Source organism: Metabacillus sp. KJ11-3 (genome assembly GCF_055808295.1).
In genome coordinates, this window is record NZ_CM147865.1 from 3329272 (window position 1) to 3354617 (window position 25346).

Consider the following 25346-nt stretch of genomic DNA (forward strand, 5'->3'; position numbering starts at 1 on the left):
ATAATAACTTTAAGTAAGGTGATATTATGCTAACAACTATTGGTCCTGATAACTGGAAATGGCATCAATTTGAGAAAAACGAGATTGAAAAAATAAAACATGTTATACATAAAGAGTACTGTCCCTTTAATAAGGAATGGCTTGATCACATACAGGAAGATAAAACAAATTGCTTAAGAACAGTTATATTAGAAAATGGAAAAAAAGTTGTAAAAGGTTCGCTGATTTACGAACAAAACTTTGAGGATGAATTAGATCATAAAATCTGTCATTTTTTTATGACAAATGATCAATTGATTACCGTTAACCTTGACCTATCCTCACTTAAACATATAAGCCAGGAATTATTATTTGGACAAATAGAAAAGACCGAAAACGCTGTTGATGGATTTTTAACCATTCTTGGAGAACTTATGAATGAAATGTTATACGGTATTGATCTATTCGAAGAGAAGTTAAACGAACTAATTTGGAATGTGAGTAAGAAAAATAAAACAAGCATTCTCGATAAAATATATATGCGCAGACATGAACTTCTGCTCTGGAAAAATCTATCCATTCCATTGAAGGAACTGAAAATGGGAATAGAGGAAATCTATTTTGATGAAGGAATAAATGATAAAATTATTTTCAATCGAACGGGCAAACGGATTGATAGAGCACTGGTTCTAATTAACGAATATGAAACTGAAATTGATTCAATAATTAATTTAGAAGAAGTCATTTCTTCCCATCGAGGGAATGAAATTATGAAAACATTAACCGTTATGACAACAATCTTTACTCCGGTAATGGCTTTAGGGGCATTATGGGGGATGAATTTCAAGAATATGCACTGAGCTCGAATGGAAATATGGCTATTTACTCTCCTTTGTACTTATCATTGTTTCAACTCTAGCACTTTACGGTTACTTAAAAATGAAAGGCTGGACTGGTGACCTTTTAAAAGGCAGAAAAAAAGGATCGTTTTTCAAGTGAAATTCGTTTCATGTTGTATTTCGATATCCCGGATGTATCCTTTTAACATATTTGCCATTTTATTGTAATCTATATGTAATATCATTATGCTAAAATCTTATTTAAGCCGATAAAAAAAGGAGTTTCATCTATGTCAAAATATTTCATAGATCATTCCAAATTAATTGTACATCGGACAGCTTTCATTACCGATGGCTGTAACCATCATAAGATTTTACATAAACACTTAGAGGAATCTAATAGTGATGAACAAGTATTACAGTTGATAAATCATGATGATTATCATCAATGCCCCCAGTGCTTTGAGTATTTCTCTTTAGAAAGGGACAAACATGACTATGTTCGTTACTAGTAAAAAGGAGCAAAATAATAAATTCATTAGCGTGAATAATAGCTCGATAAAGTAAAAACATTTGGGAGCTGGTCAGATGGTACTTAATATTCTGACCAGCTCCTTATTGATTTATGGCAAGAAAGTTTGTCCTTTTGGATACCTTCACTTAATGGTAAACGGAGAACTAATTTTCCCAATTACATAAGATCAGGATACAATGCACCATTTAAATGAAAGAAATTTTTTATAGTAAGTAAAGTTAGAGTAAGTATCTAAAAAAAATTTCAGTACTGTAAATCAGTCTCCTATTTTATTAAAATAAATATAGGGGCAAAGATGAAATTTATTAAGACTCCCTGATCACAATATGTAGCTGACTCTCAATAAAGGGCCAATTACAAAATAAGGAGAATTATATTAATGAAAACGATTAAACTCGGAAACAGCATATTAGAAGTACCAGTCGTCGCTGTCGGATGTATGCGGATTAATTCACTTGAAAAAAACGAAGCAGAGCACTTTGTTCAAACTGCACTGGAATTAGGTGCTAACTTCTTCGATCATGCTGATATATACGGCGGTGGAGAGTGTGAAGAAATCTTTGCAGATGCGATTCATATGAATGATGATATTCGTGAGAAAATCATTCTACAATCAAAATGTGGTATACGAAAAGGAATGTTCGATTTTTCAAAAGAACATATTTTAGAATCTGTGGACGGCATTCTAAAACGATTGAATACCGATTATCTAGATGTTCTTCTTTTACACCGTCCAGATACATTAGTAGAGCCAGAAGAAGTAGCAGAGGCTTTTGATACACTTGAAAGTTCAGGTAAAGTACGTAATTTCGGTGTTTCCAACCAAAACCCTATGCAAATTGAACTTCTAAAAAAATCAGTTAAACAACCGATTGTGGCAAATCAGCTTCAATTAAGTATTACGAACGCAAACATGATCTCAAATGGTTTTAATGTGAACATGGAGAATAATTCTGCAATTAATAGAGATGGCAGCATTCTAGATTACTGCAGACTAAACGATATCACGATTCAGCCTTGGTCTCCTTTTCAATATGGATTCTTTGAAGGCGTATTCCTTGGAAACGACAAATTCCCGGAATTGAATCAAAAGATTAATGAAATTGCTGACAAATATGAAGTTAGCAATACGACTATTGCAATTGGTTGGTTATTACGCCATCCAGCAAATATGCAACCAGTCATCGGTACGATGAACATAAACAGATTAAAAGATTGCTGTAAGGCAAGTGAAATTCATCTTTCGCGCGAAGAATGGTATGAAATTTTTCGAGCAGCAGGCAATGTTTTGCCTTAAATCTAAAACAATAGCGCAAGCGCCTTGATCAACCTCGGGCAAATAAGACGATTTAGAAATGAAGGTGTTCTTTGCCTTCATTTTCTAAATGGCTAGACCCTAGAGTTGGATGCCTAGACTTATCCACAGTACAAAGAATTTTATAGTTTCCTACGCAAAAACAAACAAAGCACCCTTAATTTTCATTAATGGGTGGCTTGTTTAAACATTCTTCTTTCTTATCTGTACTCACGAAAATACTCGTCGCAACAATTTAGGTGAAATCTTACTTACCTATTTTCACAATTGGTTTGATGGCTAAACCTTTCTTAGAATCTTCAAATGCTTCGTTTAACTCATTAAAATCATAAAATTTCACTAATTTGTCAAATGGAAACATTCCGTTTTTGTAGTATTCAACTAATTCAGGAATAAATAATTGTGGTACAGCATCTCCTTCTATAACTCCAACCATTGTTTTTCCTTCTGCCATAATCTCTTCATGAACATTAATATTCATCTCAGGAGTTACACCTACAATCGCTAATTGACCAAGTGGTCGAAGTGCTCGAAGACCTTGGCGGACAACTACTGGTACACCTGTAGTCTCAAGACCATAATGGGCACCGCCATTTGTAATTTGTTTAATTGATTCAACTACGTCAGCGTTTTTACTATTAATTACATGTGTTGCCCCCAATTCTTTTGCAACCTCTAAACGACTGTCATGGATATCAATAGCAATAATATTTTTACAGCCCGTTATCTTAGCTGCCATAACCGCACTCAATCCAACTGCCCCAGTACCATAAATAGCAATGGATGTTCCAAATTCGGGTTTAAGTCTATTTAATACTGTTCCACTACCTGTTTGGATTCCACAACCTAATGGACCTAATAAGGCTAAGTCAACATCCTTGTCTACCTTGACAACATTTCTTTCATTTGCAACTGCATATGTACCAAAAGAAGATTGACCAAAGAATGTTGAAAGTTCTTGACCCTGTTGTTGTAATCGATGTGTGTCATCTTCCATTTTGCCACCAAAATTTAAGTCATTAAACTCAGTACACACAGTTGGATGACCTGTCAAACAGTTTTCACAATGACCACAAGAAGCAAATGATAAAACAACATGATCTCCCTCTTGAATCGTTTTAACTCCATCTCCTACTTTTTCAACAATTCCAGACCCTTCATGTCCTAATACTACTGGATATGGTGTAAGTCCAAGGTCACGTGCTACTGCATCTGTATGGCATACCCCAGAAGCAACGATTTTAATTAAGACCTCATTTGCTTTTGGTTCAGCTAATTCCACTTCTTCAATTTTAAAATTTTCTCCCTTACCATGTGTAACAGCTGCTTTAATTTTCATATGATGTCAACTCCATATTTCATAATTTGCCTAGATTGATTTCTGCCTAAATTCAAAGCATCTTAACATCCACATGTTGCTGAGAATTTTTTATTTAATAAAGAATCCTTCTTATTATTTATTTAAAGTAATTTTGTCCCTTATAAAATAAAACTATTCAATGATCATTTCAGCTTAGCTATAGCCTTAGAATGATATGTATAAATATTTTTTGAATGACTTTTCTTTTTAAATTATAAGTAATTCCTTTTTTGAAGTTCCACAGCTTTAGAAAATGAATCACTATGTCCACTAACTTTTTCATAATGCAACTATTAGCGATAAAAAAAGCTTCAATTCCTTACCTACAAAGGAACTGAAGCTTCTCACTAGAATATGAATTTTAACTATGTAAAAACATTAAAAAATACAATAGATCATCACTCTTCAGGCACCCATATTTTAAAATTTCCGCTCAAGGCTAATAAACTAAAAAAGTATAAACAATTGTCATAATAACGACGATTCCCAGTACGCACTGGTGTATTCCAAAATAATTCTACACATTTCCTTGCATTAGGACCTGTTGTAGATAGTGATGCCATAGCATTAGACGCTAGAAGCCCCACAGGATGAAGTGATTTTTCCTCAAAGGATTCCCCGGAAATTTTGTATCGTCGATAATCTGCAGGCTCTTTATCGGCAAAAAACTGCTGAATTCTTTCATTTATTTCTATCGGAGTTTGTTCATCTTTAAACCATTCATAATCCAATCCAATGTTGCAAGCTACTCGGTAAGAATCACTGAAAAAATGTCCATAACCATTTTCATTATTTGGTGTTCCATCATAATATGCATACTCAGGAGCTAAGCCTGTAACAGGATGACAGGCAATTTTTAGATACTGTCTACTTGCAATAGCAGCATCTTTCCAGAACTGTCGATCTTCTGGAAATGCCCATAATGAAAACAACTCATAAAAATGTGGTAAATGATAGGAAGGATCAGAAAATTCAACATTCGGAACAAACTTTATCAATTTATTCTCAGGGTTCCACATCGGAAAACCTTCTCCATCTTCTCCCTTATGAAGACAGGTTCTTAGTAAATCCCTTGCTTGTTGTCCATAGTTAAAGATTCCGTCGCTGTCACCCCAACGATGTGAAGCAAAAAATAAGGCCAAGGCAAAATATTCCTCTCCATCTGGTGCCGGTCCATGAGAGCGCTTTGAACCATCTGTATGACAAGACCAAGCAAAATATCCTGCATTCTCTCCTTCTGACATATACATATTTCGATATGTCCACTTCCAAAGACGGTCAAATATATCTTTTTGATCCATTTGGACGGCCATCATCATTCCGTATGACATACCTTCTGTACGGACATCCAAATTTCCCGTGTCAAGCATGTATCCTTCATCATTTCCAACTTGATAATAAATTTGAGTTTCAGAATGCTGCTCTGAAAAAAGTTTATTCCATGTATCCTGTACTCTTTCATTAATCAATTCGTCAGAATATCCATATTCTCGAAAAACATTTCTATATGTTCTGTTATATAGAATTGCCGTGTTCATCTATCATTTCCTCCCACCTATTGTTTGGTTATTATACAAACAAAGTTTTTTAGAAATTTTATCCCTTTATTTCAAGTTTACGATCTATTAAACTAGTTATTTCATTTTCCCCTTTATAGTGAACCCAATCAAAGAATGCAGGTGTTCTACTTTCTTTTCCATTCCCTGTTGCATACACTCCAAGACAGACACCGGTAAATACACCTCCAAATCCTCCATTTTCCTCTTTGGATAAGTGGGCCAGTGGAGATTTTCCAAGGTTCTTCCACTCTTCCCCTTCTTCTGCATATTGAAAATGATAATCTTGATTATCTGATTTTATCTTTAATTGAACTGTTGAGTTTCGAATCATACAACGTGCAATTTCTTCTGTATGTCCTTGAATCGTTTTTAATGCAACAACTACTTTTTCTCCATTTAATTGTTTAACAGCTATCTCATAATGTGCTTTTTCATTTAATCGAACTGACAAGCCGGCTTCTTCACCATTATTTTTTGGATCAAACTCTAGCAATGTACTAAATTCCATTTTACTATGTTTTTGTGGTTTACAAATAAATGTAGGAACTCCTTTTTCATCACTCAAATGATCAGGTCCACCAATCAATGACAACCAACTTTTTCGTTCAGATAAGGAATAGTTTTCCTCACTTTTTGCTCTAAGATAAAACCATGTCAAATCTAATACATCTTGTTCAAAATCATCATGATCTAAAAAATTCTCCTTAAGAGTAGATTCTCCGGAAAGCTTCGTTGTTTCCATAACACCTGATACACTACCTTCATTATTATCAATCATTGGCCAGCCATCTTCAGTCCAAGTTATAGGTGCTAAAAACGTTTCTCTCCCCATAATTGTATATTTTTGATTCACAGGTCGTGTTCCTAAAAACACAGCCCACCAGTTCCCATTTTGATCTTCAACAAAGTCGGCATGCCCAATGTTTTGTATTGGATGATCATTCATTTGATTATGTGTTAAGATAGGCTTGTTTAACATTTCAAAAGGTCCATAAGGTTTGCTGCTTTTAGATATGATCGCCCTGTGGTCTTCGCCTGTGCCTCCGCATGCACAGAGTAAATAATAGATTCCTCTTATTTTATATAGGTGCGGGGCTTCGGTCCATTGTCCTCCATCACCATGAGATATAACAATTGGAGAAGTTAAGGCCTTGCCTGTATGAATATCGATTTCATATTGAATAATATGAGACTCGTATCCAGCTCCATTTTGAACGGTTACATAGACTTTTCCATCATCATCAAACATTAAGGAAGGATCAATATTTCCATATGGAATTTTAATTGGATCTGACCAAGGACCTTTTGGATCAGTTGCTGTGACATAAAAATTACCAGTACCTGATACATCAGTCGAAATCATATAAAATGTTCCATCATGATATCGTAACGTAGGTGCATATAAACCACCGGAACTTCTACTATTTCTTAAATTAACCTGACTGTCTCTCGTTAACACACTACCGATTTGTTTCCAATTAAGAAGATCATTACTATGAAAAATCGGTATTGCAGGAAAATATTCAAAGGAGCTTGTTACTAAGTAAAAATCATCATCTCCTACTTTTACGATACTTGGATCTGGATAAAATCCAGATATAACCGGATTTAGATACTTCATTTCTTCACATCTCCTTCTCTTAGAATTAAGAGTTAAGTAGACCTATTCATCTAACCTAAAATAATCAAAGTCTACAAAACCACCAGGTAATTTTGTTGCATAATTAAATAAAGCAAAACGATAGCCTACAAAATGATCTAATTTATATTTCATTTGAAGGATGTTACCTATAGAATTCCACTTCTCCCCATCAAGACTATAGTAAAAATAAGCTTTATCTACTTGATCCCGGTAATCTACATAAATTTTAAAATGCACTCTATCCTGGTTGACGGGAATACTTTCTATTTCTTTCCCATCTCCTAAACTATTATTGATCATAACAATAAAGCAAGTATCTCCTGATTTCCGCACACCAACAAACCCATAGTCTTTTTGAAAGGCAGCAAAACCGGCAAGATCTCCATCCTTCATATTGGTTATTTCCAACGCTACCTTCGCTGAACATTCAGGACCCATTGTTCGTTGTGTAAGTGTATTCCTTGCTTCTTCTATATTTTTGCATGTGTTTCCTGTGGTAAGTCGCAAAAAACCAGGGCGGTCTGTGAGTGACCAAAAGCGATGATCGGGATTGTGATTCCACTGCCATACTACTTTTAAAAGCTTATGGCAGTCTCCATCAGAAAAACCTTTTGATGAAGATGTTGTCAGGTCGAATTCATCTGAATCCACCACATATTGTTTACCACTCACGCGTCCATCTCGACTCATCATTTTTTTCAAACTGCTATCTTGTTCTCCGAAAATTGGCCATTGATTTTCCCATGTAATAGGGATAAGATATGGTATCCGTCCAAGTGCACCACTATCTTGAAACAATAAGCCATACCATTCTCCATTTATCGTGTCGATGATCCCACCCTGGGCAATCCCTTTATGGTTAAAAGCAACTCTTCCTTCATATTCTCCATCTATCTTTTCTGAACGGTGTACTAGTTGAGTTCGATTTCTATTTTTTGGCCATGTAATAGTAAAGACATAGTACATTCCATTTATTTTTTGTATATGTGCTCCTTCTGCGGGTAAACCAACTTCCTCCTTTGGACTCGCAACAAGACTCGCCTGAGGAATGATTACTTTATTAAGTCCTCCTTCTTTGATAGCTGTAGCATCAGCGGTAAGTTCAATCACTTTGATATCATGATTACCATAAACCATATACACATGCCCATCATCATCAAATAATAAAGACATATCATGATAGTATTCATCTAGTACGGAAGATGTCCAAGGACCTTTTTCAATATCATTTGTTTGATAGATATATGTTTTACCTGTTGCCAAGGAACCAAATGTTACATAAAAGGTGTTATGATGATAACGGATGCTGCTTGCCCAGGAACCTTTGCCATATTCGTTTTTCCCACTACTAAGTATTTGTTCTTCATTATCTGCCAGGATATCGTATACATAATTCACAATTTCCCAGTTTAATAGGTCATAGGATTTCATAATCGGAACACCGGGGTTATAATACATAGTCGTGCTTGTCATATAGTAAACATCATTTACCCTGATAACATCTGGGTCAGGTATATCTGTCCAGATAATCGGATTCTTAAAAATCCGCTCTTCTTGTTGAGTTGGTATTGTTCCATTAGAATGATTTTCTTTACACACAATAACACATCCCCTCGACCTATACTTTTTACCTCTTATCTATTAATCACCTTCCAAAAAGATTCCTTTGGTTGATGATGTTCATTAAATAATAATGGCCAATTCTTTCTTCCACGCACTGGAAAATTGTCGAGCCATGTATAATCATCCGCTGCTCCCCAAAAGGTAACGGATGTGATCACGTCAGAATACTCTCGTAATAGTTCAAAAAAACTGTTGTAGCGATCGGTCTGTTTAGCTATCATTTCTTCTGTAGGGACTTTTACATCTGTTCGTTTATCATCAGAACCAAATACAGAAACATCCATTTCTGTAATATGAATCTGTAATCCTAAAGAAGCATATCGCTCTATAGCAGTTCTAATATGATCCAAAGTAGGACTATATAAATTCCAATGTGCCTGTAAACCAATTCCATGAATTGGCACTCCTCTTTCCACTAATCCCTTTGTCAACGAATATATTTTTTCTCTTTTTTCCGGATTTGACTCATTATAATCGTTATAAAACAACAATGCATTAGGGTCTGCCAGATGGGCATATTCAAAGGCTTTATCGATAAAATCCTCCCCAACAATGTCTTTCCATTTCGAATCTCTTAACAAGTTATCTCCAGAATCAGATACAGCTTCGTTTACAACATCCCAACTATAGATTTGCCCTTTGTATCTTTCCATTACGGTAGAAATATGGGTTTTCATTCGTTCTAAAAGGGTGTATCTATCAATAGGATTTCCATTTTTATTCGTAAAGACCCAATCAGGTGTTTGATTGTGCCAAACTAGAGTATGTCCCCTTACTTTTTTCCCATATTCATTGGCAAACGATAGAAGCTGATCTGCTTGATCAAACGTAAAAGTTCCCTCTTCCGCTTGCAAGCTTTCAAACTTCATTTCGTTTTCTGCCGTAAGACTATTAAAATGTTTAATAATCAAATCTTTTTGGTACTTAATCGTTAAGGGATTTACGGCTGCTCCCATAAGAAAGTAATCTTCATATTCTTTATGAAGAGATGGGATTTCAATTTGACCTTTAGATGTTGTCATCCGAATCGCTCCTTCAAATATAGTAGAAAACCAATTTGTTATTCCGGAAACATGATAGGATTTACTTAACAGCCCCTAATGTCATACCCTTAACAAAGTATTTTTGTAAAAACGGGTACACACAAATAATAGGGAGACTTGCTACAATGGTCATAGTAGCTTGAATAGACTTAGGGGTAACAGCTTGGACAGCACGCTCACCACTTGCTTGAGCAGTATTCCAATCTCCATTTGAAGTTGCCGTGTTTTGAAGGATCTTCATTAACTCATATTGCAAGGTCGTTAAATTCTCGTTACTTGAGTTATACAAAAATACGTCAAACCATTGATTCCACTGGCCCACAGCAACAAATAATGCTACCGTAGCTAAAACCGGTAAGGATAGAGGCAACACAATTTGAAAGAACACTCTAAAGTCCCCTGCACCGTCAATTCGCGCTTGTTCAAAAAGACTCTTAGGAAGACCTTCTATAAATGAGCGCATAATGATAAGATTGAATGCACTTATTAATCCCGGTAAAATATACACCCAAAAAGTTCCGATTAAATGCAAATCCCTCATTAAAAGGTAACCTGGAATTAACCCTCCATTAAAATACATCGTCATAATAAATATGATGGTTACAGACTTTTTAAAAACAAATTTTTCCTGAGCGATCGCATAGGCCACCATAGCTGTACATAATAATCCAACCCCTGTACCAACAACTGTTCTAGCAACAGAAACGAAAATGGCCTGTATAATCGATGCTTGACTGAAAACATATTCATAGTTTCGCCAAGTAAATTCTCTTGGCCATAAATAGATTCCACCTTTCACAGAATCTGTTGCAGCATTCAACGAAAGGGCAATTTGGTTTATAAAAGGATACAGCATAATGACACTAAGTAAAATCATGAACATGATATTAAACGTATCAAAGACTACATCTTCTCTCGTTCTCATTAAACTATTTCTTTTTCTAACTCTTAACATTTTTATCACCCTCCTTAATATAAACCGCCTTGGCCCATTTTTTTCGAGAATGAGTTAGCTGCCATTAAGAATATCAAGCTTATAACTGTTTTAAACACTCCCGCTGCTGTTGCCAATGAAAAATTGAACATTGAAATACCATAGTTAATAACAAATACATCAATATTTTCTGAGAACTCTATGTTTTGACCATTACCTAATAGATATTGAGCTTCAAATCCTGCCTCAATGATATACCCAATATTCATAATTAAAAGAATGACAATGACTTGCTTCATTCCTGGAAGGGTAATATATCTAATTCTTTGTAAACGGGAAGCCCCATCAATTTTTGCTGCTTCATATTGTTCTTGGTCAATCATTGATATGGCGGCTAAATAAATGATCGTATTCCACCCTACATTTTTCCATACCTCTGAGGCACCTAAAATCCCCCAGAAATATTCACCTTTCCCTAGCCAAAGAATTTCCTTGTCAATGATATTCAGTCCCATCAATATTTCGTTAACGATTCCATCAATAGACAAGACAGAGGAAACAAGTGCTGCTGCTACAACCCAAGAGAGGAAGTGAGGTAAATAACTAATAGTCTGAACAACTTTTTTAAATTTTAAATTCGTTAATTCATTGATTAATAGAGCTAACCCAATTGCTGTAACAAATCCTAAAACTAAATTAATAATACTTTGTGCCAATGTGTTTCTAAGAACACCTAAGAATCGATCATCAGTAAATAGAAAAATGAAATGTTTGAACCCTACCCATTCTTGTTCTGAAAAAGATCGAGCTGGTTTGAAATCCTGAAATGCCATTGACCATCCCCAAACAGGGAAATATTTAAAAATGAATACCCAAATGACAAAAGGCAATGTCATTAATAATAATGCCTTTTGACTCCGACATTTTTTAATAAATGATTTCATTCCCTTTTCTTGATTTAGTTGCACAATTGGAGACGTATGTGATTTTACTTTTGTTTGTGCCTGCATTATAAGACCTCCCCTTCCTAATTGATCATTGAACAATGAAGAAGGCTGAACTTCTCTCTATAGATCATTCAGCCTTTTCATTAAGATTCTTATCTACTTGCCCATTAGTTCAGCTTCCTTTTTAACTGATGCTTCTATTACATCTTCATAAGCTTCATACGGTAATTTATCAAATTCTCCCTTAAATTTATCCCACTCCGCATCAAAGTCAGACGGATCTGCAAGTATGATATCAGGGTATGACCGTTTGATAAGATCACGGGACTGTTGGTCATATAACTGTGCTTCAGAACCGGTTTCGATCACTGCATCCCAGAACGGGAACCATGGTGCCGGATCAGGCTCAGTGAATAAATCCGTAAATGTTTCAATGTTATAGGCTTCTAAGAACTCTTTGTCCACTTCATCATAAGCAAGTTGGGCAACCTCAGGTTGTACAGCCGGATCAACAGAGTTACCATCATCAAATGTTCCGCTCATGATTGGCCAGTACCAACCTAGTGCTTTAAATCCAAATTCATCTCTAAATTCTTCTTTGTTCACTAAATCAATTTGTTCCTGAGTTCGATAATAACGACCTTCTTCATTTACTTCATACGTTTCTCCTTCAATTCCCCATGTAATTAACTTTTGAGAATCAACCTTTGCCATGTGATCTAAAAACTTGATAATTCTTACCTGGTCTTCTTCAGAAGTACCTGACGTTAGTCCCATTCCCGGAGAAGTCACAGTAGATTCCGGATTTAAATATTGATCTTTGATTCCTTCTTCAAAAACAATCGGGAAGCCCATATAATCATTATAAGGATCATCATCTAGCTCAAGTGTGTCTAATGCTGTACCTGATTCCCAACGTGGTCCAAACCATCCAACAACACGTCCTGAAGAAATTTTAGCTAGATACTCATCAAAGTTTTGTGTAAAGGCTTCTCTATCAAATAGTCCTTTAGCATTTACTTCATTTAATATTTTGAGCCATCTCTTTGTAATATCCTGATTATGATGAACAGATACTTCCAATGTTTCATCATCAACCATTATTCCTTCCTGTTCACCTGATAAGAAGGCCGGAGGGTCAAAAAGTTGTCCTACATGCCAATCATATTGTAATAATGTATAAGGAATGGTATCAGCACCATCTGTTTTAGGATGTGCTTTAGCATATGTTTCAACAATTTCAAAAAACTCATCTATCGTTTTTGGATGCGGATAACCTTGTTCTTTTAATGCTTCACGTTTAATCCAAAATGCACTTTGTCCAACATTTGGAGGCTTAATATATCCATTTGATACACCAGATGGAAGAATATAAATGTTTCCATCCTCTAGTTTCATTTTTTCCCAAATTGGATCATACAATTTTCTAAGGTTTGGAGCATGCTCCTCAATAAGATCATTAAGTGGTACAAATCCTCCTGCATCAATAACATCATTTGTCGCGTTTTGAGCATTCAGTAACTCCGGGTATTCTCCACTAGCTATCATTGTCCCTATCTTTTGGTTACTATCTCCAACGATATGTTCAATATCAAAGTTAACTCCGGTTGCTTCTTCAAACATCTTTCCAATTTTGGTATCAGCTGTGTTAACGTCTTTACCAGTTGAAGATGCATTAAAGAATTTGTAAGTAAAAACTTCTCCTTCTTCTTGTCCAGCACTTTCTTTGTTTGTACATGCCGTTACGACGGACAGCACTAGCATAAGACTTAAAAACAAAACTAGAGACTTTCTTTTCACCACTTTAACTCCCCCTTTTTAATGATTACTTATTGCTTCACATCAATGTTGTAAGCACTTTCATTATAACTTAGACACTATTTATAAGTGACCTGACAAAGTATAGTTTTTACTTTGTAAACTTTAGTGATGTTTTGAAATGGTTGTTTTCGAGTGAAAATAGTTCGTACCATTGCGCTTCAGACACTCCATGCGTCAGGGAGGAATCTGAGCCTCTTCGGCTTCGCCTGTGGGGTCTCAGACTCTCCTCACTTCCCGCAGGAGTCGAGTGTCTTCCGCTCCATTTCCACTATAGAGTAAAATAGTAGGTTTCAAAAGTAACAACCTTTGCAAAAACAGTCATTAATATAAAAAACCAATATACACCGAAAAAGAATTCGACACACATTGGTTATGGTTTTTCTATTAATGTCTAAAAAAAGTAAAAATTAAGTTTTGTATTCAAAAAATGGTAGAATAATTTTTACTGTTGTTCCTACACCTTTTGTGCTTATTATGTTAAATTCAAACTGATTAGAGTAATGTAATTTTAAACGATAGTAAACATTTTTTATTCCAACATGTTCACCAATGTTTGCAACCTCATCTAATGATTGCATGACCTGGTCATATTCTTCCGTCTCCATTCCCTGCCCATTATCATTTATCTCACATACTAATTTATCATCATTACGCTTGATTGAAATGATGATCATCCCTTTTCCTTTTATCGGTTCAATACCATGAATACTGGCATTTTCTACAAATGGGATGAGTGACATGTTTGGGATAAGGCACTTAGCAGCTTCCGGGTCTATATCAATATGGTATTGCATTTTATCATCGAATCGGTAATGCTGTATTTCTAGGAAACTTTTAATTAAATAAATTTCTTCATCTACTGTAACCCAATCTTTTCCCCAAATAAATGATTTTCTCAGCATTTTAGCAATGTTTTCTATGATTTTTGCTGTTTCATCTTCTTTTTTTAATATGCTTCTCATACGAATAGTTTCTAAAACATTAAATAGAAAGTGCGGATTAATTTGACTTTGCAAGGCACTTAATTGTGCCTGTTTTCGTTGTAATTCTAAGTCCTTTTTTTGGATATCTGCGACATACACTTCATTTATCAGTCTCTTAATTTTAGAAGCCATCCTGTTAAACGCATGTGTAAGTTCACCAATTTCGTCCTGATCATCTACTCCTTCTATCAGTTCAAAGTTTTGATCTTCTACCTTTCTCATATGTCTTAAAATACGTAAGATTCGTAAATGAAGGGAGCTTGTTATATAAATGATAAAAAGAGATGGAAAAACTAAATTAATAAGTGCTAAATAAAGGATAAAATTCCGTGACCCTTTAATATCCTCAAGTAAAACATGTTCTTGAGTTACAGCAACCACTTTCCAATTATTCAAATAAGGAAGATTATATGACTCTTCAAAAACAACTTTATCATCAGGCAATGAAACAGACTTATACGGATATTTGCTTTCAGACCAATCAATCTTTGAATTTGTCGTATATTCGATAGTACCCTCTTCATTCAATAAATATAATTCTCCCGGAAACGTAACATCATGAAAAATACGATGCATTAATCCTGCTTCTAGATTTATCTCTAGTATTTTTTGCGTAGAATTCTTAGAAACAAAATAATCCATTTCCCTTATTAAACTAAACATATCATGTTTTCCTGAATCTCCAACGCTTCTTATTAAAACTGGGTAGGAGCTTCTTATTAATTCTGATTCTTTATACCAAGTGGAACCTTTAACAAGTGTGTCAATTTTACTGATCCCACCTGCATATATGACAGTATCATTATCTGTGTAAAGTTTAATAGAATGAACAGATGGATAAAGTGACACTTCTTTACTAATATCCCCAAAAAAATCGTGATAAGCATGGATAAAATCTATCGATGAGTTATACTTCGTTTCTAAAAGATTGTATAGTTCATAGTCCGTGTAAATCATAGAGGAAATTCCGACAGCATCATCTATAGATGTTTGGAAATCATTCGCTATCTGTTTCACAGAAAGAGACATATCATTCATTTTCTGTGTTCTAACATTAGTGGTCGTAACATGATAATACGCGATATGGGTTAAAGTAATTGGAATAAATACAGTACAAATATATATGATGAGCAGTTTGTTTCTTAAATTTAGATTATTAAACTTATATATCCTCATGGTAACTCCATCTCGGTCATTTTTCGCTATAATTTTTTTCGATATTGAGTTGGTGTCATACCAGTGGTTTTTTCAAATTGAGTGACAAAATAATCTGAATTGGAAAACCCCACATTTTCAGCTACCTGATAAATTCGCATATCCGTTTGTCTTAGCTTTTTCTTTGCTTCACTGATACGGACTTGTAAAAGATAATCTTTAAAGTATAATCCATACGTTTTTTTAAATAACTGTCCCATATAGACCGGGTTCATAAAAAATTGATTAGCTATACTCTTTAATGTAAGGTCTTCTCTGTAATGTGTATCAACATATTTTTTTATTCTACGTATATTTAATTTTCCAGAATCTTTATTCAATTGATTTAAAAGTATTGCGGCTTCTAATATAAATTCTAAAAATATTTCTTTTATTTTTTGTAAAGTACGAGGCAGGTTGTCCCAATTTATCATGGTTTGAAGGGAGGGGATATTTTTTTCATCCCCATCCATCGACTGGATCGTTTTAACTACTTCATGAACTACCCGATTAATGGACGTTCTTACTGCATCTTTCGCAAACGCTTTTTCCTGAAATTGCTCAAACATTTTATCGATTGAATTTTTTATTTTTGAAATTTGATTTTCTTCTATATGCTCCATGAGTGTATGGTATAAACCATGATCAAGCTCTATATAGTTCACAGCAGACACCTTTGTTTTGCCATAATTAATGGGGTTTTCTAAAGGTTCCAAGTACTTGAATTGTAAAGTCTTTACTGCTGTTTCATAGGTCTCCTTGATTTCATCGGGATCATTTACAATTTTCCCGACATATATAGAAACATCCGTATTCAAACTGCTCATTAACTCAGTCTTTATTATTTCTGAAAATTGGACAATGTTCCCATTAAATTGCTGAATCTCCTCACTTTTGACTAGTATGCCAATACGATTATTGCCATGTTCACGAAATAAAGTAGGAGAATGGAGGTCTTCACCATGAATCGTTTTATTTATGACTTCACGTATTTTAGCTGCATTTACCATAACATTATTTACCTCAATAATCATATACGCCATTCCTGTTGTTTGATTAATATTTAACTTTTTCATACAATCATGACGGTGATCTTCTTCTAATTCTCCAGTTAATAATTCATTAAATGCGGTGGTAGCAAGAATATTATTTCTATTTCGGTCTACCTGTAACTTCTTCGTATGCTTCTCTGCAACCTTTTTAAGTGTCTCTTCAATCTCATCTTTATCAACTGGTTTTAAAATAAAATCATGGACACTATATTTAACAGCCCTTTGAGCATATTTAAAATCACTATATCCCGTAATAATTATAAAGTTTGGAGGAGATTTCTTTGACTCTACTGTCTGCTTTATCAACTCGAGGCCGTCTAACACCGGCATCTTGATATCAGTAATGACCAGATCGGGATCATTCAACTGGATGTACTCTAAGGCATCTTCTCCATTATCAGCTTCTGCACAAACTTTAAAGCCACAGCTTTCCCAATCAATGAGATTAATTAATCCTTTGCGAACAAATCGATCATCATCTACTAAGAATACTTTGTAAGCCATAGCAATTTCCTCCAATCTTATGAGCCCTTCGGCATATACCACATACACTTATAACGCTTTCATTTTACCATACTAGAAGTCAAATAGACTCACAATGTTGACTTAGCTGATTGCTGCTTATCTTCTAACCTACGAAATCCGTTTAATGCACAACCCATTATAATGAAAGCTAATGTGCTGGTTGTTATTAAAGGGATTAATCCCGGTATTTTAACTAGCAGAAAATAAAGGATCGTTAATCCTATTACAATAAGCATAGTCGTGATAGGGCTAAGGATACCAATTAAAAGAGCATGTCTAAAATATTGATGGAATTTTAAATCATAATGTACATAAACAGGTACAATATATAATAAAGAGATAAAATAGATGATACTAATAAAAATCAACCCTATTTGAAACATATAATATGTTGTTCCAGTCATATTTTGAATATATAAAAAATCAAGATATAACAAATAACCAATTGCTGTGAAAATAAGTCCGATGACATTAGACTTGAAGAACTCTCTCTTATAAGTTAGAGCAAAAGTCTTTAAAATTTGTTTACCAGTAGTATCCTTTAGGAGCAAGTGACGAATAACCGTAAACATTGCAACTGTTGCCGGGAAAATACCAAATACGATCAACCCAATCAGTGCACTGCCGATCCACAACAAATTAATGTATGCCAACCACATGACCCATTCTAACAGAAGATAAAACTTTGTTATATTGAGAACTTTCCCCATTACCTTACTCCCTTCATCTTTATGATCAGTCCATAAATAACTGATTATATGGAAAATAAGAAGGCTGATAGCTCAAAATCAACCTTCTTACTTTTCAGAATGCATATAAATTTCCTTTGACAAATAGATTTAATCTTATTTCGGAGTTAGGTCAACCTAATATCCAATTACTGTAAGCACTTACATTATACCTTTTTCAACTTTTATCCATTACCCTATAAACTATAGATTTTACTTTGAAAAACTTAGATCAGCTCAACTTATTTGCAATCATTTCCAACTGTTTCTACTGTTCTATTCTCTCAAATCGACTTACACAAGCCCAAAAACTCCTATACGAAAGATTTTGCTGGAAGAAATAAACGAGCAATACATCTTTAATAGGAGTTTTTTCTTTTAATTGAGTAACGATTTAATTTAAACGATCAGTTTTTTGAAACTGCGAAATAATCTTTTCCATTGTTCTCAGAAAGGTTTAAATTCATATAATCAAAATATTTAAAGTACCCTGCTTTTCGTTGTCCACTTAAATCTTGTACACACATACCAATAAATGTTCCTGTAAAACGAATATAATCTGCATCGTCATCTGAAAGATGACTTATATCTACTTTTGGCCCGATTTCTTGCCACTCTCCAGTAACTTCCTTATAGTAAAACTGCAGCCACTGTTTATCAATTTTTGCTTTTAATTTTGTTCCTTCCAATGAATTTAGTGGAACATCCTTCTCTAACAGCTCATCGTATTTCCCATGTTTTGATTCAATAATTCCTATACATTTTCCAAGCTCCTCGTGATGCGTTATACGGAGATATACATAATCTTCAGTATCATAATAAATGATAAGACCTGCCATTTGTTGAAATTGATCCGGATTGAATTCTATTTCTGTTTCAACTTCCACCTGAAAACTTTCCAATCTTCGAGCTAATAGACTTTGGTGGTGAGTAGATTGCATGGATTCTCCACCTTTAATTGTTAAATATCCTTTTCGTTCCTCTAAAGAAATCCAATCTTTATTGAAATCTCTTCTGAGAGAATTCCAATATTTTTTCAAAGAAGTCTCCTGAAAATCATCATAGTTATTTTCTATTTCAAATGGATGATGTTCTAAATCAGGTGCTTCTACTTCAATCTTTGGATGTGGACCACCTTCCACACGAATCCAATTATCCTCCGTCCAATAACATTTTTGTATCGCTGTTTCACGACCTAAGATACACTTTTTATCAACAACAGGACGTCCACACAAATGAGCCATATACCATTCTCCATTCTGTGTTTCTACAAAACTAGCATGTCCTGCTTTTTGTAATTGGCTCATATCATTTTGATTTGATGTAAGAATAGGATTCATAGGGTCTACTTCATATGGACCGTGTAAAGACTTCGATCTAGCAACAGTTACTGAATGGGTGTACCAAGTACCACCTTCTGCGGTAACTAAATAGTAGTAACCATTTCTTTTATAGATATGCGGAGCCTCTGTTAATCCAATACTAGTACCCTTAAAAATATTTTTAACAGGACCTACTAATCTTTTTTCTTCAACAGAATATTCCTGCATGACGATTCCTGCAAAAGAATTCTTCCCTTTACGATGATCCCAAATCATATTCACCAACCATTTTGTTCCATCCTCTTCATGGAATAAGGAAGGGTCAAATCCGCTACTGTTTAAATATATTGGCTCAGACCATGGTCCTTCAATATTTTCAGCCGTTATCATATAATTATGGGTGTCTTTAAAAGCTCCCATTCTACTTTTTACATCCGTATATATTAAATAAAATAGTCCATCAGAATAACTTAATGCAGGAGCCCAAACTCCACCTGAATTAACATTTCCTATCATATTCAATTGACTAGTGCGCGTTAATGGATAAGTAAGGAGTCTCCAGTTCACCATATCCTTTGAGTGGTAAATTTGAACTCCGGGAAACCATTCAAATGTAGAAACTGCAATATAATAATCATCTTCAACTCTTATTATGCAGGGATCCGGATGATATCCTCGCAATACGGGGTTTACTATTTTATTCATAAATCTCTTCCTTTCCTATTTTAAAGACTTATAAACCATATAGAGTGACTCTTTCCTTTAACAAAAGTCATAATAGGTTAAAAGGAAATATCCTATATATATATCAAAATATTATTCTCATTAAACTACACTTATAGTTAAACTTGTTCTTTTTCCTTTTCCATTGCTTTCATACCAGCTTCTAATACCTCAATAATTCGATCTGTATCATATACACTTCCACGCCATGTACCTCCACTTACTGCCTGTAATGCAGCCCACAGTCTAGTGTCATCAGGAAGATCCTGGTGTGGTTTAAGGTCAGGATGCGGCTCACGTATCGTTAATATTTTTGTTGCTTCTTCTATTGAAATCCTTGCATCTTTCGTTCCGACAAAGTTAACAGAACCTGTCAATGCATAACAATCAACTATGATCTCAATCATATCTCCATCTCGTAATTTCCCAATAGGACCGCCCCCCAATGCCTCTGGGCCAACATGACCAATACATGCACCTGTTGAAACTCCGGAAAAACGAGCATCTGTAATGAGTGACACATATTTACCAAAAGGTAGATACTTCAATGCTGATGTTAACTGATATGTTTCTTCCATTCCTGTTCCTGAAGGGCCTCCCCCCATAACCACCATTATATCTCCTGCTACAATTCCACCTGTTTTAATGGCTTTTATAGCTGATTTTTCTGACGTGAAAATCTTCGCTACTCCAGTATGACGGTATACCCCGTCTTCTCCTACTCTACTAGGATCGATAGATGTTGACTTGATGACAGAACCTTCCGGTGCAATATTTCCTGTAGGGAATGTTACTGTAGAAGTTAAACCTCTTTCTCTCGCTTTTATCGGATTCATAATCACTTCATCAGGGTGAATCCCATCCGCATCAATTAAACGCTTTCTTATCTGAGCACGTCGTTCTGATTGCTCCCACCAGTCTAGATTCTCCCCAAGGGTATTTCCTGTAACAGTTAAAACATCTTCATGTAAAAGCCCTAATTTTCGTAAATGAAGCATAACCTCCGGAACTCCACCTGCTAAAAATACTCTTACGGTTGGATGATTATCCGGTCCATTTGGAAGTACGCTTACCAAACGCGGAGTTTTCTTGTTAATTCTAACCCAATCTTCTACAGTAGGAATCTTACATTTTGCCGCATGGGCAATAGCCGGAATATGAAGTAAGAGATTTGTTGATCCTCCAAATGCCGCATGGACGACCATTGCATTTTCAATCGCTTTATCCGTAATAATATCCTTTGTCGTTGTTTTATTTTTCTCCATTTCTAATATTGCACGTGCAGACTGTCTTGCCATTTCTGCCCAAATCGGCTGACCAGATGGAGCAAGAGCTGAATGAGTAATGGCTAAACCCAATGCCTCGGCAACGACCTGTGCAGTAGCGGCTGTACCCAGGAACTGACACCCACCACCTGGTGTTGCACATGCGACACAACCAAGTTCAGCAGCTTCCTTCAAACTGATTTCTTTGTTTGCAAATCTCGCACCAATCGTTTGTATTTTCCCTGCATCTTCACCAACTGTTGGTGGAAGCGTTACACCTCCAGGAACAATTACAGTTGGTAAATCATGCATTCCAGCAAGGGCAATCATCATTGCTGGTAACCCTTTATCACAGGTAGCCACCCCAATCACTGCACGCCGAGTTGGAAGTGACCTTATTAGACGGCGGTATACAATCGCTGCATCATTTCTAAAAGGAAAGGAATCAAACATCCCTAACGTACCTTGTGAACGACCATCACAAGGATCGCTAACAAATCCTGCAAAAGGGACACCATTTCGTTCTCGAATTTCTTTTGCAGCTTCTATCATTAATAAATCTACTTCCCAATGTCCTGTGTGATATCCTAAAGCGATTGGACTTCCATCATAATCCCGGATGCCGCCTTTCGTACCTAGAATCAAAACTTGTTTTCCAAGAAGATCCTTAGGTTCCCAACCCATACCAACATTTTGAGTAAGTCCGAATAGATCTCCACTAGGGGAATCTTCAAGCATCTGTGCGGTAAGAGGAAGAGCACCGATTGGTCCTTTAGCATGTGTTTTCACTTCATAAAGAGACTGTTGTTCTTCACCAAAGATCGAATGTAATGACATATTAATCACTCCAGATTAAGTTGATTATTTTCATCAAAAATTGTGGATAACGGAGGAATGAACTCCTATAAACTTTTTGAATTGTTCATGATCATCTCTCTTTTAACCAAATTTGTTTTATATTATAAAACACAATGCTATTATATAAATTTCTTGTGTTGATTATAGCATAAACCCCCAAAAAGTAAACACTTACATTGGGATTAATTGGCTAAATTATCTACTTCATTTCTCCTCTACTTTATGAAAAGAATTCAGTTCTTGATTGCAATTTCATAATGATTATATTACTGTAAAATTACAATAAGAAGTGTTTGTGTTTTTTCGAACACTACTTAAACTTTTAAATAAGAGGTTAAAAAGAAAAATATGCCTATTATCCAATCTGTCCAACGTTCTCTTAAGATTTTAGATCTATTTAATGAACATACAAATGAACTTAAAATTACGGATATAAGTGAAAGAATGGGTCTCCATAAAAGTACTGTCCACTCCTTATTAAAAACACTTCAGGAGTCCGGATATATCGATCAAAATCCTGAAAACGGCAAGTACAGGCTTGGATTAAAACTTGTCGAGAGAGGGAATTTAGTTATAAGCACAATTGATATTAGAAAGATTGCGAAAAGTTACCTTATTGATCTTTCGAAACGCACAGGTCAAACTACTCATCTCGGTATATTGGATGGAAACGCAGGGGTTTACATCGATAAAGAAGAAGGAGAAAAATCAGTGATCCGCTATTCCCGAATAGGCCGGAGAATCCCTCTTCACTCTACAGCGATTGGAAAAGTACTCTTGTCACTCCAAAAGCCAGAAATGATTACTCAATTGTTACAGGACTATGAATACACTTCGTCTACAACAAAAACAATTACAAATGAACTGAATCTTTTGGAAGAGCTAAAAAAGGTACGTCAACTTGGATATGCAGTAGATAACCAAGAAAACGAAATAGGAGTCCGTTGTATAGCAGTCCCTATCAAAAATCATAATAATCAGGTACTTGCTGCGGTTAGTATTTCAACCTTAGTGTCTAGTGTGAATGATCAGAAGCTTGAAGAGTTTATTATTCTACTTAAAAAAGTAGGCCATGAGTTATCTGACCATGTAAGATATGGATTACCTGATTAAGTACGTATTTAGCGACAAATAAGCCAATTTGGAATAGGTGGCGTTCTTCGCCTCAATTCCAAATTGGCCTTTAATGTTACAACTTCGAGGTAGATACTTCCTATCACTTAGTTACCTTTGTATACAAGCTGATCATACGTAAGAAGCTTACTTTGTACCGGATAAGCGGCTTTGAACTACCCTTTCCCATGCTCCTTCCAAGATACGCTTAAATACAATCGCCTGCTCCCAACGATCTGATATTTCTTTCGGATTAGTAGATGATAGTTTTGTAATTGAATAATCAGGAGGTCCAAGCTCACAGACAAGCGGAAGAACATCACCTTGTTTTGCTTCCTGCAACCAGTATGACATTCCTTTCTCCCACCATTGAACAAATCGTTCCGTAATTGGATGGCTGCCATCTGCTCCAATGTCTATTTGTATTTGATGCCCATTTGATACACGTGCATGAATGGAGGATGTTCTTTTTAATAATCTATCAAAACATTCTTCTGCTTTAGCAGAATGACACCCTTCTCCAGCCACTACATAATGTGATAAATCGATTGTTAAACGTAGATCTGGAATTTCATTTACATAGTTCACTGTTCGAATTAAATCCTGGGTAATCCTCCCCCGATGAGTTTCCACAAAATATGGGATATTTGCCTTTTTTGCCTCGTCTACAAGATTTTTTAATAACTGAACTGCTTCTTCACCAATAATAAAATCATCCATTACCTGGGAATTCACGTATTGGACTCCAAATTCTTTTGCTTCTACTAGTAACTGTTGAAGATCTTCCCTTTTGGATGGAAAGGAATGGATTCCGAAGCTAAATTGATATTCATCAAGTAAGCGTCTCCACTTTACCTTTTCATTTTCTTTTGGAAGCTCACCCATGATACCCGTAAAGCCTGCTTCAGCGATTTTTTCAAACTTTTCCTCTATCGTCCATTCTCTTCGACCATTTCCTAGTCCATTCATAGCCCACCAAGACTGTTGGATATCGATTTTCACCTTTTCATCTCCATTCTTTTCATTTCTATTGTTCTATCATCATCACTTAATGAGGGTATTCAGCATCAAATACCTCTCCACATGGACCTGAATCCTGATTTGTATCCGGTTCTACCTTACTTCCATTCTCTCGAAATAATGGGCTATAAAAACTTCCAATCTTTGTCGTTGACTCTCCCGCATAATGGCAAATAAATGATTTTCTAAATCTATCCTTCGTTTTATTACGATAGGAACCGTGAATCAAATTTCCATTAAAAAACAAAACATCTCCTGCATCTAATATAGCTGGTTCAGCTTTTAAGCCTTTTGGAACTTTTACATAGTGAGTGGTAAAAGATTCCTTCGCATCCGCTTTTTCGGGACAATAAATATCATCGTTATTCGTTTTCGGCACGACGAGTAATGTACCATTTTCTTGATCAGCACGCTCAACCGCAGTCCATGCTGCAATACAAGTCCCTGGTTCTACTTTCAAATAAAAGTTATCCTGATGGAGAGCCTGCCCACGCGCTCGAGGGGTTTAAAGTAAAACATACTTTGAGCGGCCAACGCCGCTTCGCCAAATAAATCATTTAGTATCTTCATTACCTTTGGATGTAACATATATCTCATTGCAACATCATTAACTCGGTGTGGATGCATCATTCTGGGATACCGTTTTAGCGGATCTTCTTCACCATCTATTAATGATTGATCCAGATCAGGCTCAAAACAACCAGGAATGACATCATTACTCATTTCCATAAAATTTTCATCAAGCTCTTTCATTTCTTCTTTCGTAAATACTTCTTTCACAATTAAATATCCAGCTTGTTCGAACTGTTCTCTTTGTTCAGGTGTAATCGCCTTTAACTTTGTTGCCACTACTCCCATCTCCTTTATCATCATAAATGTGTTTCTTTATAAACAAGTGTAAATTTTTTTTCATTCTTGTTGAAGTAATAAAACAACTAAAAACTATAACAATCCTGCTATTCTTTA

The 25346-nt window shown here is 35.4% G+C and carries 20 protein-coding genes; 4 read left to right on the top strand and 16 right to left on the bottom strand.

Annotated elements, in window-relative coordinates; all coding sequences use genetic code 11:
- Nucleotides 1–26 precede the first annotated feature (26 nt).
- The 3 genes from AC0L8O_RS16740 to AC0L8O_RS16750 all read left to right on the top strand — a co-directional run bounded on the left by AC0L8O_RS16740 (nt 27) and on the right by AC0L8O_RS16750 (nt 2650).
- Nucleotides 27–839: a magnesium transporter CorA family protein gene (locus tag AC0L8O_RS16740; protein ID WP_473443913.1), complete on the top strand. Its 813-nt coding sequence runs from the start codon at nt 27–29 to the stop codon at nt 837–839.
- Nucleotides 840–1108: 269 nt separating this feature from the next.
- A complete protein-coding gene (locus AC0L8O_RS16745; protein ID WP_026559775.1) occupies nt 1109–1330 on the top strand; it encodes a hypothetical protein in 222 nt (73 codons plus the stop codon).
- A 402-nt stretch (nt 1331–1732) separates the two neighbouring features.
- Nucleotides 1733–2650, top strand: coding sequence for an aldo/keto reductase (locus AC0L8O_RS16750; protein WP_473443915.1), 918 nt, complete (start codon nt 1733–1735; stop codon nt 2648–2650).
- 265 nt (nt 2651–2915) lie between these two features.
- Here the strand turns inward: AC0L8O_RS16750 and AC0L8O_RS16755 are convergent, their stop codons facing one another.
- The 13 genes from AC0L8O_RS16755 to AC0L8O_RS16815 form a co-directional block, all read right to left on the bottom strand.
- Nucleotides 2916–4007, bottom strand: coding sequence for an NAD(P)-dependent alcohol dehydrogenase (locus AC0L8O_RS16755; protein ID WP_026559773.1), 1092 nt, complete (start codon nt 4005–4007; stop codon nt 2916–2918).
- 419 nt (nt 4008–4426) lie between these two features.
- Nucleotides 4427–5566 carry a family 8 glycosyl hydrolase gene (locus AC0L8O_RS16760; RefSeq protein WP_473443917.1) on the bottom strand — a complete coding sequence of 380 codons (1140 nt, stop codon included), beginning with the start codon at nt 5564–5566 and terminating at the stop codon, nt 4427–4429.
- 58 nt (nt 5567–5624) lie between these two features.
- Nucleotides 5625–7208, bottom strand: coding sequence for a glycoside hydrolase family 43 protein (locus AC0L8O_RS16765; RefSeq protein ID WP_473443919.1), 1584 nt, complete (start codon nt 7206–7208; stop codon nt 5625–5627).
- Between the two features lie 42 nt (nt 7209–7250).
- A complete protein-coding gene (locus AC0L8O_RS16770; RefSeq protein ID WP_232230115.1) occupies nt 7251–8828 on the bottom strand; it encodes a glycoside hydrolase family 43 protein in 1578 nt (525 codons plus the stop codon).
- 35 nt (nt 8829–8863) lie between these two features.
- Entirely contained in the window at nt 8864–9874 is a 1011-nt protein-coding gene (locus AC0L8O_RS16775) for an endo-1,4-beta-xylanase (RefSeq protein ID WP_026559770.1), read from the bottom strand.
- 61 nt (nt 9875–9935) lie between these two features.
- Entirely contained in the window at nt 9936–10850 is a 915-nt protein-coding gene (locus tag AC0L8O_RS16780; RefSeq protein WP_026559769.1) for a carbohydrate ABC transporter permease, read from the bottom strand.
- Between the two features lie 14 nt (nt 10851–10864).
- The gene (locus AC0L8O_RS16785) at nt 10865–11839 is read right to left on the bottom strand and encodes an ABC transporter permease (protein ID WP_026559768.1); all 975 of its coding nucleotides are present in this window, start codon (nt 11837–11839) and stop codon (nt 10865–10867) included.
- A 93-nt stretch (nt 11840–11932) separates the two neighbouring features.
- On the bottom strand, nt 11933–13579 hold the full coding sequence (locus AC0L8O_RS16790) for an extracellular solute-binding protein (RefSeq protein ID WP_026559767.1): 1647 nt from the start codon (nt 13577–13579) through the stop codon (nt 11933–11935).
- 425 nt (nt 13580–14004) lie between these two features.
- Entirely contained in the window at nt 14005–15756 is a 1752-nt protein-coding gene (locus AC0L8O_RS16795; RefSeq protein ID WP_026559766.1) for a sensor histidine kinase, read from the bottom strand.
- A gap of 26 nt (nt 15757–15782) precedes the next feature.
- On the bottom strand, nt 15783–17330 hold the full coding sequence (locus AC0L8O_RS16800; RefSeq protein ID WP_034332126.1) for a response regulator: 1548 nt from the start codon (nt 17328–17330) through the stop codon (nt 15783–15785).
- An 89-nt stretch (nt 17331–17419) separates the two neighbouring features.
- On the bottom strand, nt 17420–18061 hold the full coding sequence (locus AC0L8O_RS16805) for a YesL family protein (RefSeq protein WP_026559764.1): 642 nt from the start codon (nt 18059–18061) through the stop codon (nt 17420–17422).
- A 425-nt stretch (nt 18062–18486) separates the two neighbouring features.
- Nucleotides 18487–20106: a glycoside hydrolase family 43 protein gene (locus AC0L8O_RS16810; protein WP_051475462.1), complete on the bottom strand. Its 1620-nt coding sequence runs from the start codon at nt 20104–20106 to the stop codon at nt 18487–18489.
- Nucleotides 20107–20243: 137 nt separating this feature from the next.
- Nucleotides 20244–22226 (bottom strand): YjhG/YagF family D-xylonate dehydratase, encoded by a 1983-nt coding sequence (locus AC0L8O_RS16815; protein ID WP_026559763.1) that lies wholly within the window; start codon nt 22224–22226, stop codon nt 20244–20246.
- Nucleotides 22227–22595: 369 nt separating this feature from the next.
- Between AC0L8O_RS16815 and AC0L8O_RS16820 the strand changes: the two genes are divergently transcribed.
- Nucleotides 22596–23360, top strand: a complete 765-nt coding sequence (locus AC0L8O_RS16820; RefSeq protein WP_026559762.1) for an IclR family transcriptional regulator — start codon at nt 22596–22598, stop codon at nt 23358–23360.
- Nucleotides 23361–23507: 147 nt separating this feature from the next.
- On the opposite strand, the gene AC0L8O_RS16825 is transcribed toward AC0L8O_RS16820, so the two are convergent.
- Genes AC0L8O_RS16825 through AC0L8O_RS16835 form a run of 3 tightly spaced genes read right to left on the bottom strand, consistent with a single transcriptional unit; the run spans nt 23508 to nt 25229 of the window.
- Entirely contained in the window at nt 23508–24362 is an 855-nt protein-coding gene (locus AC0L8O_RS16825) for a sugar phosphate isomerase/epimerase family protein (protein ID WP_473443925.1), read from the bottom strand.
- 46 nt (nt 24363–24408) lie between these two features.
- The gene (locus tag AC0L8O_RS16830; RefSeq protein WP_473443927.1) at nt 24409–24840 is read right to left on the bottom strand and encodes a phytanoyl-CoA dioxygenase family protein; all 432 of its coding nucleotides are present in this window, start codon (nt 24838–24840) and stop codon (nt 24409–24411) included.
- On the bottom strand, nt 24837–25229 hold the full coding sequence (locus AC0L8O_RS16835; RefSeq protein WP_473443929.1) for a phytanoyl-CoA dioxygenase family protein: 393 nt from the start codon (nt 25227–25229) through the stop codon (nt 24837–24839). The genes AC0L8O_RS16830 and AC0L8O_RS16835 overlap by 4 nt, the downstream gene beginning before the upstream one ends.
- Nucleotides 25230–25346: the final 117 nt, after the last annotated feature.

Bases quoted from the DNA above. Each gene is read 5' to 3' on its own strand.
- AC0L8O_RS16740 (WP_473443913.1), top strand. From the start codon at position 27: ATGCTAACAACTATTGGTCCTGATAACTGGAAATGGCATCAATTTGAG.
- AC0L8O_RS16745 (WP_026559775.1), top strand. From the start codon at position 1,109: ATGTCAAAATATTTCATAGATCATTCCAAATTAATTGTACATCGGACA.
- AC0L8O_RS16750 (WP_473443915.1), top strand. From the start codon at position 1,733: ATGAAAACGATTAAACTCGGAAACAGCATATTAGAAGTACCAGTCGTC.
- AC0L8O_RS16755 (WP_026559773.1), bottom strand. From the start codon at position 4,007: ATGAAAATTAAAGCAGCTGTTACACATGGTAAGGGAGAAAATTTTAAA.
- AC0L8O_RS16760 (WP_473443917.1), bottom strand. From the start codon at position 5,566: ATGAACACGGCAATTCTATATAACAGAACATATAGAAATGTTTTTCGA.
- AC0L8O_RS16765 (WP_473443919.1), bottom strand. From the start codon at position 7,208: ATGAAGTATCTAAATCCGGTTATATCTGGATTTTATCCAGATCCAAGT.
- AC0L8O_RS16775 (WP_026559770.1), bottom strand. From the start codon at position 9,874: ATGACAACATCTAAAGGTCAAATTGAAATCCCATCTCTTCATAAAGAA.
- AC0L8O_RS16780 (WP_026559769.1), bottom strand. From the start codon at position 10,850: ATGTTAAGAGTTAGAAAAAGAAATAGTTTAATGAGAACGAGAGAAGAT.
- AC0L8O_RS16785 (WP_026559768.1), bottom strand. From the start codon at position 11,839: ATGCAGGCACAAACAAAAGTAAAATCACATACGTCTCCAATTGTGCAA.
- AC0L8O_RS16795 (WP_026559766.1), bottom strand. From the start codon at position 15,756: ATGAGGATATATAAGTTTAATAATCTAAATTTAAGAAACAAACTGCTC.
- AC0L8O_RS16800 (WP_034332126.1), bottom strand. From the start codon at position 17,330: ATGGCTTACAAAGTATTCTTAGTAGATGATGATCGATTTGTTCGCAAA.
- AC0L8O_RS16805 (WP_026559764.1), bottom strand. From the start codon at position 18,061: ATGGGGAAAGTTCTCAATATAACAAAGTTTTATCTTCTGTTAGAATGG.
- AC0L8O_RS16810 (WP_051475462.1), bottom strand. From the start codon at position 20,106: ATGAATAAAATAGTAAACCCCGTATTGCGAGGATATCATCCGGATCCC.
- AC0L8O_RS16815 (WP_026559763.1), bottom strand. From the start codon at position 22,226: ATGTCATTACATTCGATCTTTGGTGAAGAACAACAGTCTCTTTATGAA.
- AC0L8O_RS16820 (WP_026559762.1), top strand. From the start codon at position 22,596: ATGCCTATTATCCAATCTGTCCAACGTTCTCTTAAGATTTTAGATCTA.